The 17080-nt window shown below is 61.9% G+C and carries 13 protein-coding genes and 1 pseudogene; 6 read left to right on the forward strand and 8 right to left on the reverse strand.

The genetic code is table 11. From position 1 onward, the window contains the following. Positions 1-1211: 1211 nt before the first annotated feature. The 5 genes from AC3A3W_RS16820 (at position 1212) to AC3A3W_RS16840 (ending at position 7497) form a co-directional block, all read left to right on the forward strand. Positions 1212-1871 (forward strand): TetR/AcrR family transcriptional regulator, encoded by a 660-nt coding sequence (locus AC3A3W_RS16820; protein WP_487444146.1) that lies wholly within the window; start codon positions 1212-1214, stop codon positions 1869-1871. 186 nt (positions 1872-2057) lie between these two features. Then, positions 2058-3542: an APC family permease gene (locus AC3A3W_RS16825; protein WP_487444147.1), complete on the forward strand. Its 1485-nt coding sequence runs from the start codon at positions 2058-2060 to the stop codon at positions 3540-3542. Positions 3543-3589: 47 nt separating this feature from the next. Beyond that, positions 3590-4336, forward strand: coding sequence for a glucose 1-dehydrogenase (locus AC3A3W_RS16830; protein ID WP_487444148.1), 747 nt, complete (start codon positions 3590-3592; stop codon positions 4334-4336). Positions 4337-4364: 28 nt separating this feature from the next. Further along, positions 4365-5108, forward strand: a complete 744-nt coding sequence (locus AC3A3W_RS16835) for an SDR family NAD(P)-dependent oxidoreductase (RefSeq protein WP_487444149.1) — start codon at positions 4365-4367, stop codon at positions 5106-5108. Between the two features lie 238 nt (positions 5109-5346). Next, positions 5347-7497, forward strand: coding sequence for an amylo-alpha-1,6-glucosidase (locus AC3A3W_RS16840; protein WP_487444150.1), 2151 nt, complete (start codon positions 5347-5349; stop codon positions 7495-7497). A 108-nt stretch (positions 7498-7605) separates the two neighbouring features. Here AC3A3W_RS16840 and tpiA read toward each other — a convergent pair whose 3' ends face one another. Both tpiA and tal read right to left on the reverse strand, forming a co-directional pair. Next, positions 7606-8418, reverse strand: a complete 813-nt coding sequence (gene tpiA, locus AC3A3W_RS16845; RefSeq protein WP_487444151.1) for a triose-phosphate isomerase — start codon at positions 8416-8418, stop codon at positions 7606-7608. 365 nt (positions 8419-8783) lie between these two features. Beyond that, positions 8784-10007 carry a transaldolase gene (gene tal / locus AC3A3W_RS16850; protein ID WP_487444152.1) on the reverse strand — a complete coding sequence of 408 codons (1224 nt, stop codon included), beginning with the start codon at positions 10005-10007 and terminating at the stop codon, positions 8784-8786. A gap of 175 nt (positions 10008-10182) precedes the next feature. Here tal and ribB point away from each other — a divergent pair. Beyond that, positions 10183-10785 (forward strand): annotated as a pseudogene (ribB, locus tag AC3A3W_RS16855) (3,4-dihydroxy-2-butanone-4-phosphate synthase); the annotation flags it as partial. A gap of 30 nt (positions 10786-10815) precedes the next feature. Here the strand turns inward: ribB and AC3A3W_RS16860 are convergent. From AC3A3W_RS16860 to AC3A3W_RS16885, 6 genes are all read right to left on the reverse strand, one after another. Continuing rightward, complete coding sequence (locus AC3A3W_RS16860) at positions 10816-11586, reverse strand: SDR family oxidoreductase (RefSeq protein WP_487444153.1); 771 nt, start codon at positions 11584-11586, stop codon at positions 10816-10818. Between the two features lie 17 nt (positions 11587-11603). Then, positions 11604-12584 (reverse strand): sugar-binding transcriptional regulator, encoded by a 981-nt coding sequence (locus AC3A3W_RS16865; RefSeq protein WP_487444154.1) that lies wholly within the window; start codon positions 12582-12584, stop codon positions 11604-11606. 58 nt (positions 12585-12642) lie between these two features. Further along, positions 12643-14130: a sugar ABC transporter ATP-binding protein gene (locus AC3A3W_RS16870; protein ID WP_487444155.1), complete on the reverse strand. Its 1488-nt coding sequence runs from the start codon at positions 14128-14130 to the stop codon at positions 12643-12645. 71 nt (positions 14131-14201) lie between these two features. Then, positions 14202-15158 (reverse strand): substrate-binding domain-containing protein, encoded by a 957-nt coding sequence (locus AC3A3W_RS16875; RefSeq protein ID WP_487444156.1) that lies wholly within the window; start codon positions 15156-15158, stop codon positions 14202-14204. Positions 15159-15228: 70 nt separating this feature from the next. Further along, on the reverse strand, positions 15229-16179 hold the full coding sequence (locus tag AC3A3W_RS16880) for an ABC transporter permease (RefSeq protein WP_487444157.1): 951 nt from the start codon (positions 16177-16179) through the stop codon (positions 15229-15231). 93 nt (positions 16180-16272) lie between these two features. Then, on the reverse strand, positions 16273-17079 hold the full coding sequence (locus AC3A3W_RS16885) for an SDR family NAD(P)-dependent oxidoreductase (RefSeq protein WP_487444158.1): 807 nt from the start codon (positions 17077-17079) through the stop codon (positions 16273-16275). Position 17080: the final 1 nt, after the last annotated feature.

Below are 17080 nucleotides of genomic sequence, written 5' to 3' on the forward strand. Positions count from 1 at the left end.
TTCCTCAGAGTGTTTTTTGGGAACGCGCGCCGACGGGGGCGTGGGCTGCTAATGCGAAGATGGCCGGCACCGCCCAGAGTTCTTGCGCTGGGCTCATGAAGTGGTGGGTCATCTTCCCCGCATTCTTATCCGCACATCCGTATTTTTCGTGGTCTGTGCACTGGTTTTTTGGCGCGGCATTGGTTGCCTTGTTTCGGGACCGTGAACAAAAAGGGGAGCACTGTACTCTGTTCATGGATTGCCTGCCCACCCAGCTAATTCATAGGTTGGCTTGCAGATATTAGTGCCGCGGCAAGCTTCTTTATAGTCCGCAGGGCAAACCCTCTACCCGTTCTCAATGCGTACTGGCCAGCACCGCCGACGTGGTCGGCTTTTGGCCAATAACCCTCCAACCGTTGGGCGCAAGAACCTACCGTCGTGATGCCGTGCACGGCATCACGGAAGCCCTCACTGTCAGGTCAGATCAACCAAGAGTACTGGTCGGGCATAGCCAAGGGTCGGTCCTGGCAGCCTGGGCTGTCGCGAATCACGCTGCCGCCTGAAAGGAAACCGGCCTGCACTCGTCACCTGTGGTACGCCGCTCGGGTCGCTCTACTTCAAGTTCTTCCCGCATCGAGTAGTCACCGGGAGCGATGGCTGGGCTAATTTTTGGCGATCCACCGATCCCATCGCAACACCCCTGGCCGGGCCGGACGAAGATCCGGCGGCCGCGGAGCGGCGGAACACCGAAATCAGGGATCCTCCTGAAGCCGGGGAACACGTGTACGGGCACAGTGACTATTGGATCGCGGACAAGCAGTTGTCGTGGATTACGAACTATCTCAACCCCGCCTTGACGACTAGCAGCCAAACCTGGAGACCAATGACTCCTTCGTCAACCCTAAGGCTCAGCCGAGGCAATCAGGGCTGCACTGATACTAGGCAGAAACATGAGTTGGAGTTCCAACATACCCATTTCCAAGGCTTGTATGACGCCGATAACCGGCCCTCCGTCATGCTGCGGCGCTGCTATTCTCCGGTTGGGGTGTGATCCAGGCTGACGATGCTCGGGGCGACCTAGATGAAGGCGGCCGGCTTAGGACGGGTGGATCGAACATGGGAGATAGGGTTGTCCTTGCCGGCAGTTTTTACTGATCACGTTGTTGCCACAACGTGATCCGCGAACGATCGTTCGCTAATATGGAGAGCTGACGACAAGGTTTGAGGTAGAAATGAAAGCCACTTCGCGCGCACAGGCCAACGCTGCTGTCCGCGAGTTTTTGTCCCGTCGCGATTGGTCGACCCAGACGCCAGCAAGGCAGAGGATCCTTGCGGCATTCCTGAGGTTAGCCACCACGAACGGCTACAACGCCGTGTCCATGCGTACTCTGAGCGGCGAGTTGGATCTTAGGCCGTCCAGCTTGTATTCGAGTTTCCCCGGTGGGAAGGATGAGATCGTCGCCGAGGCGCTGAGTTGGTTTACACATAGGTTCGGGCAAGATCTGCTCGCCGCGGCGGAAGAGACGGCAAATGCGGAGGAGTACTGGGCGGCCCTTGTCCGCTTCCACCTCTCGCAGCAACTGCAGCGGCCGGAAGCTGATCTCTGGGACCTCCTTGTTGCAACGGATCGAGTCGGGCAATTCCTCGGCGATGAGACGCGTGAAGAAGTTGCCACCTGGTTGCGCCTGCACGAGGACATGTTTGCTGCAGCGGCCGAAGAAATGGGATTTTCCCTCTCCAGTCAGAACACCTACATGATTCTGACTCTGTTGGACGGTGCAGGCCGTTGGGCTAACTGGGATGGAAGCCCGGAATCGCTGGAAAAACTGCTGGCGAATGCGGTTGCAGTGAGCCGGTCAATCCTCGCGACACAAAGTCCCATCCCCGTCTAAGCCTCAGGCGGCACGCATGACACGCGTGGTTTGGTCCCTGATACAACGCCCTCAGTTGAGGGCGTTTTTCTTTTAGCCCTTGTGTAACGAACACTCGTTCGCCTAGGGTCTTCCCTAAGGTCCGAAGATGTACCTGCAGGAGTCTCGACCTCACCGAATACCTTTTGTCATTCGATAGGGAAACCAATGAGCCAACACACCAGCGCCGAACGTGACGAGTCGGCCCTCACCACTGCAACCGGAACGCAAAACGGGCTTCGCGGCCAGCTCGGAGTCGGGAGCATCCTGTTCTCCGTTGTCGCCTGGGCGGCGCCGCTCCTGGTTGTTGTGGGCCTTATGCCGTCAATGATCGCCTACGGGGGCAGCGGCATTATTGCCGCACTCGCAGCAGCCACGATCATCCTCCTGTTGTTCTCCGTGGGATACACAGCAGTCACCAGATATGTGGAACGCCCCGGAGCCTTCTACGCCTACATCACTGCCGGGTTGGGAAAGGACGTAGGCCTTGGTGGCGCCTTCCTCGCCATGGCCGGTTACCTGGTGCTTCTTCTCTCCACATGGGCAGCGTTCGGCGTGTATGGGCGCCAGCTCGTCGTCGACACATTTCACGGGCCGGACTTGCCGTGGTACCTCTACGGGCTGCTTGGCGCTGTCCTTACCGGAGTAGCTGCGTACCGGAAGATCGAATTCTCGGCAAAGACGGTCGGCGTTGCCCTGATCTTGGAAGTCGTACTCGTCCTCGTGTTCAACCTCAGGGTCTTTGTAGACGGAGGTCCCGACGGTCCGCCGCTGAATGCCTTGGCCTGGGAAGCCGCAAGTACCGGCAATTTCGGCTTGGTGCTGTTGTTCGCGATGCTGTGCTTCGGCGGGTTCGAGTCCTCGGCCATCTACCGCGAGGAAGCAAAAGACCCCAACAAGACGATCCCCAGGGCCACTTACGTTGCCGTTATCCTGATTGGGCTGTTCTACATAGTGGCAGCATGGGCAATGCTGACTGCCCTGGGCCCGCAGGGCGTCGCGGACGCCCGCGCCGGCGGCGCCGTGGCCTCCATGTTCGGCGACCTAGCCGCCTCCTATGTCGGCAGCGTGGTTCCGGGCATCATCAATGTTCTCGTGATCTCCTCGACGTTCGCATGCCTGCTTGCCCAGCACAACGCCGTGGCCCGCTACGCATACTCACTGGGCAAGGATGGCGCCTTGCCGCCCATACTTGGAGTTGCACACGCCCGGCACCATTCCCCGTTTGTTGCGTCCCTCATTGTCAGCGCCCTCGAAGTCGCAGCAGTCATTGCCATTGCGGCAGGTACGGCCTTCGAGGCTACGGGCGCGGTCGCTTTTACGGTTTACATCCGCCTGAACGGACTTGGAGCGATCGTCGTCGTAGCGCTGCTGGTCCTCGTTTCGGTAGCGGTGCTCATCTACTTCAGACGGCACATCGTGCCAGGCCGCGGTGCATGGAAGACAAGGGTAGCCCCGCTGCTGGCCTTGGGCAGCCTGACCTTGGTGCTCGTGCTCAGCTTTCTGAACGTTGACGCACTCATCGGCGCAGGACCGCTAGCCTCCCTGTCCTTGACCCTCTTCATCCCCTTGGTCTGGGTGGGTGGAATTGTGTACGCGCGCTGGCTGAAGAAGTCGAAGCCGGGGGTCTACGAAAAAATCGGCCGCCAGTAGGCGGATTTGCCACGACCTATTACATGACTACTGAAAAGGACACCAACATGACACAACGCCTCTCCGACAAGATCGCTGTCATCAGCGGCGGAGCCAGCGGCATGGGCGTCAGCCACACCCGCCGGATGATTCAAGAGGGGGCCCGTGTTATCTCCTTCGACCTCAACGAGGGTTCCGGCCCGCAGCTCGTGGAGGAATTGGGTAAAGACAATTTGCTCTTCCTTCGCGGGGACGTACGGCAAGCCGCGGATTGGGATCGGGTGGTGGCTGCCGGCCGGCAGCATTTCGGCACTCCAAACGTGCTGGTCAACAACGCGGGCATCTCTCCACTGCAAACCTTGGAAAAGGTGACCGAGGAAGAGTACCGGCATGTCATGGATATCAACCAGGTGGGCACCTTCCTGGGAATGCGGGCGCTAATTCCATCACTGCGGGAAGCTGGCGGATCCATCATCAACATCGCCTCGACGGCCGGGCTGGTGGCGTTTGCCGATTTGTTCCCTTACGTCGCCTCGAAATGGGCCGTGCGGGGGATGACGAAGGCCGCAGCGCTCGAACTGGCACGAGATGGCATCCGGGTTAACGCAGTGTGCCCCGGAGACACGGACACCCCGATGATCCGCGCGATTGCCGATACACCCTCGGGGGCTCTCCCGCCTGCCGACAACCTGCCCTTCAAAAGGTGGGCGCAGCCGGAGGAGATCAGTTCCGCCGTCGTATTCCTTGCCTCGGATGAATCGTCCTACATGAGCGGCAGCGAACTTGTCATTGACGGTGCCTACACCGCGCAGTAGCACCCCAATGAACAGAAAGGAGAAAAACATGGATCGAGTCAGAGGCAAGATCGCGATCGTTAGCGGTGCCGGAAGCGGAATGGGCGTAGAGCACGTCCGCGCCTTGGTGCGCGAGGGAGCAAGAGTGGTGGGCTTTGATATCACGGAAGGAGAGGGGCCCAACCTTGTTGACGAGTTGGGCGGCGACCGCTTTCAGTTCCTTCCTAACCGCAGTGTCGCCTCAACATCAGACTGGGCCGAAGTGGTACGCCACTGTCATTTCACTTTCGGGGCGCCCACGGTCCTGGTCAATAACGCCGGCATTTTTCGATCGACGCGGGCCGAAAGCGCCACCGAGCAGACCTATCGTTCTGTCATTGACGTGAACCAAGTGGGTCCGTTCCTGGGCATGCAAAGTGTCATCGCAGCGATGAGGTTCGCAGGCGGTGGCTCCATCGTGAACATCTGTTCTACTTCCGGTCTCGTCGCCTTCGAGGACAACTTCGCCTACGTGGCTTCGAAATGGGCGGTGCGGGGGATGACAAAGGCCGCGGCACTTGAGCTAGCCGCGGACGGCATCCGTGTAAACGCTGTCTGCCCAGGTGAGACCGAGACGCCCATGCTGCTCAACAGCGCCGAACCCGGCACCTCATTGCCGCCGGAGAGCTTCCCCTTCGGCAGGTGGGCCCGCCCCGAAGAGATTGCCTCCGCCGTGCTGTTTCTCGCCTCAGACGAGTCCTCGTACATGAGTGGCAGCGAATTGGTAGTGGACGGGGCCTATACCGCGGCCTAGGCCTATTCAGCGAGCCTCCCCGCCCCGTCGCTGACGGGGCGGGCGGAGGGTAAATAGCGTCCGCTGAAGCCTTGGAAGGGCACGGTGGCCGTGGAGTGGGAGACCTCTCTTCAAATAGTCAATTCGGGTCTGGCACCTGGGGACTGGCAGGAGTAGCTTCGTTGCAACTGATGGAGACCGGCTCGAAACTTTAGATTGGCCGTGCGAACCGTCGGTGTAAAACGCAAAGGAGCCTGCGATGGCAGGATGGAACGCTGATACAGCAGCGGGGCCATTAGGCGGGACAGTCACGCTGGTCGAAGGATCCAACTTTTGCATTTCCTCAACCAACGGAGACATCCTTCCCGAATACCCGCACGGAGTTTTCTATGAGGACATGCGCATCCTCTCGCGCTGGAATCTGAAGGTGAACGAGCAGTCGCTGGAGCCGCTGGCGGCAGAAACCAAGGAGCCCTACCGAGCGCTTTTCGCGGGCCGCGTGCCACGCATTGACGGGCAGGCGGACAGCCCGCTGATCGTAGAACGACTGCGGGAAGTCGGCGCCGGCATCTTGGAGCAGATCACCATTCGGAACCACTCGGGGCAATCCGTCGAGTGCGTGGTCGCACTGATCGTCGGATCTGATTTTGCGGATCTCTTCGAAGTCAAAGAGGCGAGGGTGCAACGTCGCTGGGCTGAAACCCGCGAACTGGACGGGCACTCGTTGATCATCCATGCAGCGTGGCAGGACGTCGTTAAGGCTGTAGTCATTCACGCTGACGAAGCAACAGTCGAGGCTGAAGCCTTAACTTTTAGAGTGAGCATCCCGCGGCACGGCCACTGGACGACGCAGGTGAGCGTGGTCCCGGGAACGGACAGTGCGGGCAGTGTCTCGCTCTTTGAGCATCCGGACGAGGGCGGGTCCCCACGCGATCGCCGTCGGCTGGAGTGGGTGGCCAAGATACCAGTGCTGCAAATGGGAAATCGCTCGATCGAGCGGACTCTTCGACGCAGCTACGACGACCTCGGCGCTTTGCGGATCGAGGATCCGCAACATCCGGACCGGGTGGTGGTGGCTGCCGGGGCGCCCTGGTTCATGACCCTGTTCGGACGGGACTCGCTGTGGGCATCGACAATGGCACTCCCGGTAGATCCGTCCCTGGCCCTTGGTACATTGCAGACCTTGGCGCAGCGTCAGGGTACGGTGGTAGACCAGATGACCGAGGAGGAGCCGGGCAAGATCCTGCATGAGGTCAGGCTGGACGTATCCAGCGGGTTAGCCTTGGGCGGGAAATCGGTTTACTACGGCAGCGTGGATGCCACGCCGTTGTTCCTCATGGTGCTGGGCGAAGTGAGCCGCTGGGGGTTTGCCAAGGAGAGCATCGCCGCGCTCCAGCCCCACGCGGACCGAGCCAGGTCCTGGATTCAGGACTACGGCGACAAAGACGGAGACGGCTTCGTCGAGTATGCACGCCTCAACGATCGAGGGTTGATCAACCAGGGCTGGAAGGACTCCTGGGATGGGATTAACTTCGCTGATGGAACCCTTGCCGAGCCGCCCATTGCGCTCTGTGAGGTGCAGGGCTACGTATATGGCGCTCTTCTGGCCTCAGCGTGGATGGCCCATGATGCTGGCGACTCGGCTAAGGCGGCCGAGTTGCGGGAGCGGGCGGTCCGCCTGAAGTGGCAGTTCAACGAACAGTTCTGGTTGCCGGACAAAGGCTACTATGCCGTAGCACTGGACAAAGACAAGCGGCCCGTCGATGCCTGCGCTTCCAACATGGGCCACTGCCTGCCGACCGGCATTGTTGATGGCGACAAGGCGCCGCTGGTGGTGGAGCGGTTGATGTCCCCCGAGATGTTCAGCGGTTGGGGCATACGCACACTGGCTTCCGATATGGACGCCTACAACCCTGCCAGTTATCACAACGGTTCTGTCTGGCCTCATGACAACGCCATAATCCAAGTGGGCCTCATGCGCTACGGCTTTGTCGCCGAGGCGCAGCGAGTCTCCACAGCGTTGTTGGAGGCCGCAGAGTTTTCGGAGGGGCGACTGCCCGAACTGTTCTGCGGCTTCAGCCGGGAGCAGTTCGGGACGCCCGTGCCCTACCCGACTGCGTGCTCGCCTCAGGCCTGGGCAGCTACGACACCCATCATGCTGGTGACAACTCTGATGCGCTACGACCCGGACGTTTCCCAAGGGGGAGTTTGGATGGATCCTGTGCTCCCGGAATCCTATGGCAACCTGCACATCAGCAACGCGCCGATGGGCGCTGGCCCGATCACCATCGACATTTCCGGGTCCGACGTATCCATCCAGGGATTACCCGAAGGAATGGCTTTCCACCGGGGCTATCTGCCGTGGGTCGGCGACCTGATGGAACAAGACAGGCCCCAAACCGAGAAGTAGCGGCAGCCCGTCCGGGCACAACGCCCGGGGGTGCAGCCGCAAGCGCAGCTGCACCCGAGGGCTATGCCCGCATGGCCGGGTCGGGCGGGCATAGGATCTGAAACTGAGTCAGCTGGCCAGTTGGCGCTCGAAACCTGCAATGTTGGCGAATTCGGCGGCATCAAGGCTCGCGCCCCCGACTAGGACGCCGTCGACGTCGGTCTCGTTCAGGATGGATGCGGCGTTGCTGGCCTTGACCGAGCCACCGTAGAGGAGCCTGGTCTTGGCGGCGGCATCTGCATCGAACAGATTGCTGAGTTCGGTGCGGATCGCGGCGCACATCTCCTGTGCGTCTTCGGGCCCGGCGACTTCCCCGGTGCCGATGGCCCACACGGGCTCGTACGCAACGACGAGCCCTGCGGCCTCGCCGGGTGTGAGTCCCTCGACGCCGGCGCGCAGCTGGCTGAGGGTGTGCTGGACGTGAGTGCGGGCCTGGCGGATGTCCAGGCCTTCACCTACGCAGAGTACCGGGGTGAGTGTGTGGCGGTAGGCGGTCTTGACCTTGGCGTTGAGGGTTTCGTCGGTTTCGCTGTGGATGGTGCGGCGTTCGCTGTGACCTACGAGAACGTATTTGCAGCCGAGTTTGGCCAGGAACTGGCCGCTGATGTCGCCGGTGTAGGCGCCTGAGTCGAACTGGGACAGGTCCTGGCCGCCGGAGACGAGGTCCAAACCGTCATCCTGGATTAGGGTCTGCACCGCACTAAGGGTAGTGAAGGGCGGGAAGACAGCGACTTCCACACGGCCATAGTCGTGCTTTGCCTCGGACAGAGTCTCAGCGAGATGTTCCAGCAGACTGGTTCCCTGGATATGGTCCATGTTCATCTTCCAGTTGCCGGCGATCAAGGGCGTCCGGTCAAAGGCGCTGTTGGCGGGCGTGCTCATGTGTTCCTCCGTATTGCTTGTTGTGAATGGCGCATGTTCTTTCGCTTCAGCCGCGTGGGTTGCTGGCCGAAATGCGTGCCCCTGCGAGCCATGTCGTCGGCAGGTTATTGCTTCCGGGGGCTGTTCGATTGTTTGCCTGGCTTGCAGCCGAGTGCCGTCCTGATTGTGCAGCAAATGCCGGGTGCCCATGCCATGGCTTCGGATCCACAGGATGTCCGATTTCTCGGTTTTGGTCTCGATCCTCGCCGTGTAGGTGTATCCGCTGGGTTCGGTGACTTCCACCAGGTCGCCCGGCTGGAGTGAGGTCCAGTCCTCGGGAGCCGGAACGCTGGTGTCACCGCTCTCCCTCTGCCTGGTTGAGCGCGTCATTTGGGCGTTTCTCCCGGTGCAGAGGAGGCCGTGCACGTCCGTGCTTTGGCCAGGGCGCCCTCAACGTCGGCCAGCAGTTCCTTCCAGCTGGCAACGAACTTGTCGAGGCCTTCGGATTCCAGCAGGGCCACAACGTCGTTGTAGGAGACGCCGAGGGCCTCCAGGGCGTTGAGCGTGTCGTTTGCCTCAGCGTAAGTGCCGGTGACGGTGTCGCCGGTGACCACGCCGTGGTCGAAGGTGGCGTCCAGGGTCTTTTCCGGCATGGTGTTCACGACGCCGGGGGCAACGAGTTCGGTGACGTAGAGGGTGTCCGGGTAGGCCGGGTCCTTCACACCGGTGGAGGCCCACAGCGGGCGCTGCGGCAGGGCGCCGGCTTCGGCGAGTACGGCCCAGCGCTCGGTGGAGAACTGCTCTTCGTAGACCTGGTAGGCCAAGCGGGCGTTGGCCAGGCCGGCCTTGCCCTTGAGGGCCTTGGCTTCCTCGGTGCCGATGGCGTTGAGGCGCTTGTCGATTTCGCTGTCCGCGCGGGAGACGAAGAACGAAGCGACCGAGTGGATCTTGGAGAGGTCGTGCCCGTTGTCCTTGGCCTGCTCCAGGCCCGACTGGAAGGCTTTGATGACGGCGCGGTAGCGCTCCAGGGAGAAGATCAGGGTCACGTTGACGCTGATGCCCTCGGCCAGAGTGGCCGTGATGGCCTCCAGGCCCTCGAGGGTCGCAGGGATCTTGATGAGGACGTTGTCCTTGTTGACCTTCTTGTAGAGGTGCTTGGCCTCGGCGATCGTTCCGGCGGTGTCCCAGGCAAGGCGGGGGTCGACTTCGATGGACACGCGGCCGTCAACACCGTTGGTTGCCGCGGCGACCGGTGCGAACAGGTCGCAGGCGTCGGCGACGTCCGTCGTCGTGATCTCGAGGATGGTGTCCTCGATGGACGCGCCCGCCGCGGCTTCCCTGGCGATGACGGCGTCGTAGTCGTGGCCGGTGGTGATGGCGGCGTGGAAGATCGACGGGTTCGTAGTGACGCCCACGACGTTCTTCTCTTCGATCAGCTTCTGCAGGGTGCCGGTCTTCAGGCGGCCCCGGGAGAGGTCATCGAGCCAGATGGAAACACCGGCGTCGGAAAGCTGCTGGGTGGGAGTGGTAGGGGCGCGGTCAGAACTGGAGTCCGGGGAGAGTGCGCGGGACGCATTGTCGCCGGATGCGGGAAGGTTTTCTGTTGACATGTGAATCGTGCTCTCGTTCGGACGCAGGGGACGGGATGAGGCTGAGCTTCCGGGCTTCTGGGAGGATGGATCAGCCGGCCGACCGGATATTCCGCGGGGTAATGCAACAGCGAATGGCTATTCACTGCTGCACTAGTATGAATCTGTAGTTTTTGAAGAAACAGACAGGAAAAACATGGCACTTGCTGAGATCGATGTGGCAGTTGCTGCCCTGAAAGCCGGGCAGCCGATCATCGCTGTGGATGATGAGGACCGCGAAAACGAGGGCGACATCATCATGGCCGCCGAGCACGCCACCCCCGAATGGCTGGCCTGGATCATCCGGGTTTCCAGCGGCTTCGTGTGCGCGCCGATGACGAACGAACTGGCCGATGCACTGAAGCTGCCGCTGATGACCGAGGACAACAAGGACTCCCTCCGCACTGCATACACGATCACCGTGGATGCGGCCGGACAGTCAACGACCGGTATCAGCGCGACCGACAGGGCACGGACCCTGCGGGTGCTGGCCGATCCTTCCTCCGGCCCGGGTGACCTGATCCGTCCGGGACATGTGCTTCCCCTTCGTGCAGTGGATGGGGGAGTGCGGGAGCGTCCCGGCCACACCGAGGCCGCCGTTGACCTGCTGAAGCTTGCCGGCCTCAGCCCGGTCGGGGTGATCGCCGAGGTGGTGGCTGATGACGGTGAAATGATGCGGCTTCCAGGGTTGCTGGAATTGGGGCGCAAAAAGGGCTTGCCCGTTATCAGCATCGCCCAGCTGGTGGCAGCCCTAGAGAAGTAATCGAGGGCCGCCTTCCGGCAGCACTGGCTATTGGGCGCAGAAGCCGCCGTCGACCAGGAGGTCGATGCCGGTGCAGAACGATGCGGCGTCCGAGAGAAGGAACACCGCTGGGCCGGCCATTTCTGACGGGTCGGCGATGCGCTTCATCGGCGTCTCATCCGCGAAGATCCCCATCTGGTGAACCATCTCCGGGCGAGAGTTCATCTTGGTCATGGTGTACCCCGGGCTGAGGGCGTTGACGCGAATGCCGCGATCGGCCCATTCCATTGCCAGGGATTTGCTCAGGTGGATCACCGCTGCTTTTGCGCTGTTGTAGTGTGCTTGCAGCAGGCCACGGTTCACGATGCTCCCTGACATGGAGGCGATGTTCACGATGGATCCACCGCCGTTCCGGAGCATGGCGCGGCCTTCGGCCTGGCAGCTGAGGAAGACGCCGGTGACGTCAATGTCGTAGACCTTCTGCCACTGTGCCAAAGGCATTTCCTCGGCAGGTGCGGCGTTGGCTATCCCTGCCGAGTTGACGGCCAGGGTGAGCGGACCGAGGTCGGCTTCGATCTTGGCGACGGCTTCTTCAAGTTCGTCCGCTTTTGTCACGTCTGCCGCGACGAAGATGGCCCGTCCTCCGGCTTCCTTGATGCGGTGCACGGTTTCGTCCGGTCCTTCTCCGGGGAGGTCAACGATGCCGATGGCGCCGCTTTGCTGCGCGATGCCGAAAGCGATGGCCTGCCCGATACCGGAGCCGCCTCCGGTCACGAGAGCTGTTCGTCCGTCCAGGGCGAAGCTGAGTTTCGGGTTCAATTGCTGTCCTTTGAGGTTTATGGCGCCTTATCTGATTCCAGCTTCAGCGCGGTCTTTTTGTCCGTGATGAGTACGTTGATCCATTTGCCTTCGGTGGCTGCCCGTATCGCGGCGTACTTCCTGATGCCGCCGGCGATGCCGATTCGCCTGTCGACGCGGAGCATCTGTTCAGGACTGATGCCTAGGACTCTGTCATTCAGTTCGGATTCGATGAGTTTTCCGTGTTTGTCGAAGAACCGAAGGCAGATGTCGCCTACCGCTCCCGACGCGGCGAGGGCTTTGAGGTTGGATTCGTTGAGTGAATTGCCTGATTGGAGCAGCAGCGGTGATGGTTCGATGCTTCCGATGCCCACCAGAAGGGTGTCCAGCCTGTCCCAGTCGGCGGCAACGTCAGCGACGAAGGGGTCCTCGAGCAGGGCGTCACGGCCGCCGCGACTGGACACGATGCCGGGAGCGGGAAGGTAGCGCGGTGTGCCCTTGGTGACCGTTGCCAGCCGGTCGGCCAGGTGCGTGGCGCGCACCTGGACTTCGGGATTCCCGACTCCGCCGATAACCTGGACGACGCTTTCCGCAGTCTTGACATTCCGCGGGGACATGGCGTCCACCGTGGCCAGAAGCGTTGAGGACCAAGACGACAGGCCGATCCTATTGCCTCCGGTGAGCGTCACCTCGAGGTACCCCGCGGCTGCCGCGCCGATGCCTCGGATGATGGCTGCTTCATCGTCGGTCTGCAAGTCTGCGATGACCACGGCCCGCAGGCCGTACTTGGCCGCCACTGCGTCCTCCAGGTCCGATTCGGTTCCGGCAGGTGCCACCACAATGGTCCGGACGATGCCTTCTCGCACAGCATCAGTCAGCCACCGGGAGACCCTGGACTGGGAGACGTTGAGCTTTTCCGCGATATACGCCTGGCTCAGGTTCTGCTCGTGGTACATCCTCGCAGCCTTGACCATCAGGCCAAGTTGTTGGGACGTGAAAGTCCTCGTTCTCGGTGCCACGGCGTTCCTTCGGTTGTCGTCAGGCAAGGGTCCAATTATTTCACGTTCCTCCTTTCTCTTAGAGTGTGGCCAGTGACATGACTTTTGAGGGCGTGGCCTCGGCTGCGTCGAGGATTCCCTGGTTCCGTCCGCGCGCGAGGACCATGACCCGGTGAGCGAGGCCGAGGACTTCCTCGAGGTCGGAGCTGACCACGATGACGGCGTTTCCGCTGCGGGCCAGCTCAGCGACGACCTCATAGATGGAGGCCCTTGCACCGACGTCGATGCCGCGGGTGGGCTCATCGAGGATGATCAGGCGGGGATCGCGTTGGAGCCATTTTCCGATCACGATCTTTTGCTGGTTGCCGCCGGAGAGGGAGGACACGGGCAGCGCCACGTTGCCCTTCATCCCGATGCCTTTCGCCACGATTGTGGCGAAGCTGCGCACCTTGGACGGTGCTATCCAGCCTGATGAGCTAACCTTGCCCAGGTTGGGCAGGACGATGTTGTTCTCAATCGTGTCGCTAACAACCAGCCCCTGCTGTTTACGGTCCTCGGGAATCAGGACGACACCGGCTTTGATGGCTGCCATGGGGTCGTCCGGCTTTAGGTCTTTCCCGTCGACGACGACCGTGCCGAGGCGGTGCTCGGCGCCGGCTATCGCGCGGACGAGCTCAGTGCGCCCGGCTCCCACGATGCCGGCGATGCCGAAGATCTCCCCGGCCCGGACCGTGAAGGAAACATCAGTGAAGTCCCCGGCTTTGTCGTGCAGGTCTATGACTTCCAGCACGATCTCCTCCCTGGGCGGGGGCACTTCGGGGAAGAGCCGCTCGACGGGGCGTCCGACCATTTCTTCGACCAGCTGGTGGGGGGAAACCTCACCGGAGGCGTGTTCCGTGATCTTTTTGCCGTCCCTGAGAACGACGATGCGGTCGGCGATCAGGGCGATTTCGGCGAGGCGGTGGCTGACATAGATGAACGACACGCCTTCGGCTTTCAGGGCCCTGACGCACTCGAAGAGGGCGTCAGTTTCGGCTTGGCCCAGTGCGGCGGTGGGCTCATCGAGGATGAGCAGTGAGGCGTCGAGCATCAAGGCCTTGGCGATTTCGACCTGTTGTTGGCCGGCGACGCTGAGGTCCCGGACTTTGGCGTCCATGCTGCCGTTGAAGCCCAGGCGCTTGAGCTGGTTCTTGGCTTTCTCGCGCATGGTGCGGGCGTCGAGGAAGCCGTTGCGCATGGGCCAGCGTCCGATCATGACGTTCTCGGCGACGGTGAGGTCCGGAAGCAGGCGCATTTCCTGATGGATCAGGCCGATCCCGGCGGCGATGGAGTCACCGGGGGACGTGGGTGCGTAAGGTTCTCCGTTCCAGGTCATGGTTCCGGTGGTCGGCTGGGTGACCCCGGCGATGATGCTGGAGAGGGTGGACTTACCGGCCCCGTTTTCTCCGAGCAGGGCAACGACTTCCCCGGGATTGATGTCCAAGTCGATGTCCTGGACAGCGATAGTGCCGGGATATTCTTTCGTGGCGCCGCGGACGCGAAGTCCGCGGTTATCCGCAGTAGGCATGTGGGGCTCCATTGGCTAGAGAAACGGCCTGGGCGGGTGGTGCCCCGGCGGGGCACCACCCGTGGGACGGGTTAAGGGTGGTTGGCGATAAAGGGCTCGACGTTTTCCTTGGTGGTCAGAACGCCTTCCTGGAGCTGCTCGGCCGGCAGCTTCTCACCGTTGGCCAGCTTGATCGCAGATTCGAGGGCGAGCTTGCCCATGCCCTGGGTCGGCTGGGTGATGGTCGCGGCCAGAGTGCCGTTCTTTACCGCTTCCAGGCCGGCTTTGTCGCCGTCGAACCCGACGATGGTGACACCCTTGACGCCGGCGTTACGGACGGCCTGAGCAGCCCCGAGAGCCAAGGCGTCGGCGCGGCCAAAGAAGATGTTGATACTCGGGTTTGCCTGGAGCATGTCGGTGGCCAGCTGGTAGCCCTCGTCCTGTGCCCACTGCTGTGAGGCCTGGCGGGCGACTTCCTTGATGCCGGGGAACTGCTTCATGGCCTCCTTGAAGCCGGTGTCACGGGCGACCTCAGGCGTCGTTCCGATCTGGCCCTGGATGACGCCGAGCTGTCCCTTGCCGTCAACCTGCTTACCGACCCACTCGCCCAAGGACTTGGCTGCCCCGACGCTGTCGGTGGCGATGAACGTGTCACCGGGTGCGCCTTCGGGGTTCCGGTCAACAGCAACGATGGGAATGTTCGCTGACTTGGCCGCCCGGACCGGGACAGTTGCCGCGGTCGCACCGGCGGGGATGTAGATGATCGCGTCCACCTGCTGGGTGATGAAGTCCTGGATCTGCGAGACCTGGGTGTTGGAGTCGCCCTTCGCGTCGGCGACGACGACCTTGACGTTTTGTTCCTTGGCGGCCGCTTCGACCGACTGACGGATTTGGTTGAAGAAGTCTGCCTGCTGGTTGGCTACCGCCAGGCCGATGGTCTTCTGCTGCTCCCCGCCGCCTCCGCCCGTGCCCGCGTTTCCGCCGCCACAGGCGGCCAGGGAAAAGGTGGTGGCCACGGCGACCGCGGCTACTGCGATTTTTCGAAACATTTTCATCTCCATTGATAAATCCGACTGGGGGTACTGCTTGGTTGGTAATGCTGGTGAGGGATGGGACTGGTTAGGCCTTCTTGCGCCGGAGCACGTCTGCCATCACGGCGATGGCGATGACGAGGCCGATAACGATCTGCTGGATGAACGGTGAAACGCCCAGGAGGTTCAGGCCGTTGCGCAGCACGCCGATCAGCAGAACACCGATGATCGTTCCGCCGATGCGTCCGACGCCGCCGTTCAGGCTTGCGCCACCGATGACAACGGCGGCGATGACGTCAAGCTCATATCCGAGTCCGGCGCTGGGCTGGGAGGAATCCAGACGGCTGGCCAACGCGATTCCGCCAAGGCCGGCCAGGGCGCCTGCCGCGACGTAAACCCAGATGGTGACCTTCTTGACGTGAATGCCGGCCAGGCGGGCCACTTCTGCGCCGCCGCCAATGGCGTAAATGGAGCGCCCGGAGGCCCGGTACTTCAGCCACGCCCAGGCGGCCAGATACAACGCCACTACGACCAGCAGCGTGATGGAGAAGAACCCGAGGTACCGTTCGGAGGAAAGGTTGAAGAACCACTCCGGGTAGCCCACGATCTGCTGGCCGTCGGTAATCAGGTTCGCCAGGCCGCGGGCTATGGAGAGCATGGCCAAAGTGGCGATGAACGGTGGCAGGTTGGCGTACGTAATGCCCAGGCCGTTAAGCGAACCGGCGAGTGCGCCCACGGCTATGGCTGCCAGCATGGCGGCCCACATTGGCCAGCCGCCCTGGTGGGAGAGCCAGCCCAGGACCATCGTGGAAAGTCCGAGGACGGCACCCACTGACAGGTCGATGCCGCCGGTGATGATTACCGCTGTTGCTCCGACGGACAGGATGCCAAGAACGGTCACCTGGTCCAGGATGTTGATGAGGTTGCGGCCGGTTAGGAAGAAGGGCGAGGCGAAGCTCAGGACGGTGAACAGGGCGATCAGGCCCAGCAGGGCCCCGCCGCTACCCGAAAACAGGCGTGCACTGAGTTGTGAAAACATTGGCGCCTTTGCGCCGTTTTCCTGTGGTGCTCCACCGGGCCGGTGGGCTAGTTGTTGACTCATGATTGACTCCGTTGGCAGTAGAGGTTGGCCCTAGTTCATGAACATTCCGCCATCAATATTGATGGCCTGTCCGGTGATGTAGCTGCCCGCGTCCGATGCGAGGAACAGCAGCAGGTTCGCCACGTCGCTTGCTTCGGCGGGGCGCTTGAGCGGTATGCCGTCGATCCACTCCTGGATCAGCTCGCCGGGCTTGTAGTCACCCAGCCGGCTGCCCCATTCGCGGTCGTTGTATTCCCACATCTCGGTCTTGACGATGCCGGGGCAGTAGCTGTTGACCCGGACCCCGGATGGGGCGAGTTCCTTGGCCAGGGACTGAGTAAGACCGATGACGCCGAACTTGCTGGCCGCGTAGTGGGGCGTGAAGATAAACCCCTGCCGGCCCTGCCCGCTGGATGCGTTGAGCATGACCCCGTGTTTGCTGGCTTTCAGCAGGGGAGCGGCTTCCCGGCAGCACAGGAACACGGCCGTGGTGTTGACGGCCAGGACTTTGTTGAATTCGTCCAGGCTAAGGTCTTCGAGATTCGAGATGGTGATGATCCCGGCGTTGTTCACCAGGATGTCGAGCCCACCCCAAAGCTCCACCGTCTTGGCAAACGCCGCTTTGACCTGGTCCTCGTCGGTGACATCGGCTATCGCGTGCTCAACGTCAAAACCTGCTGCCCTAAGCTTCTCAGCGGACTCGCTGACCTGGGGGCTGCGGTCAACAAGGAGCACCGATGCGCCGGCTTCGGCGAAGGCCTGGGCGATGCCGTAGCCGATGCCGCTGGCTCCGCCGGTCACCAGGGCACGGCGCCCCTTGAAGTGGCCCTGAAAAATCTCAGATCCGATGGTGTTCATT

It is taken from the genome of Arthrobacter sp. Soil_N43, assembly GCF_057655195.1.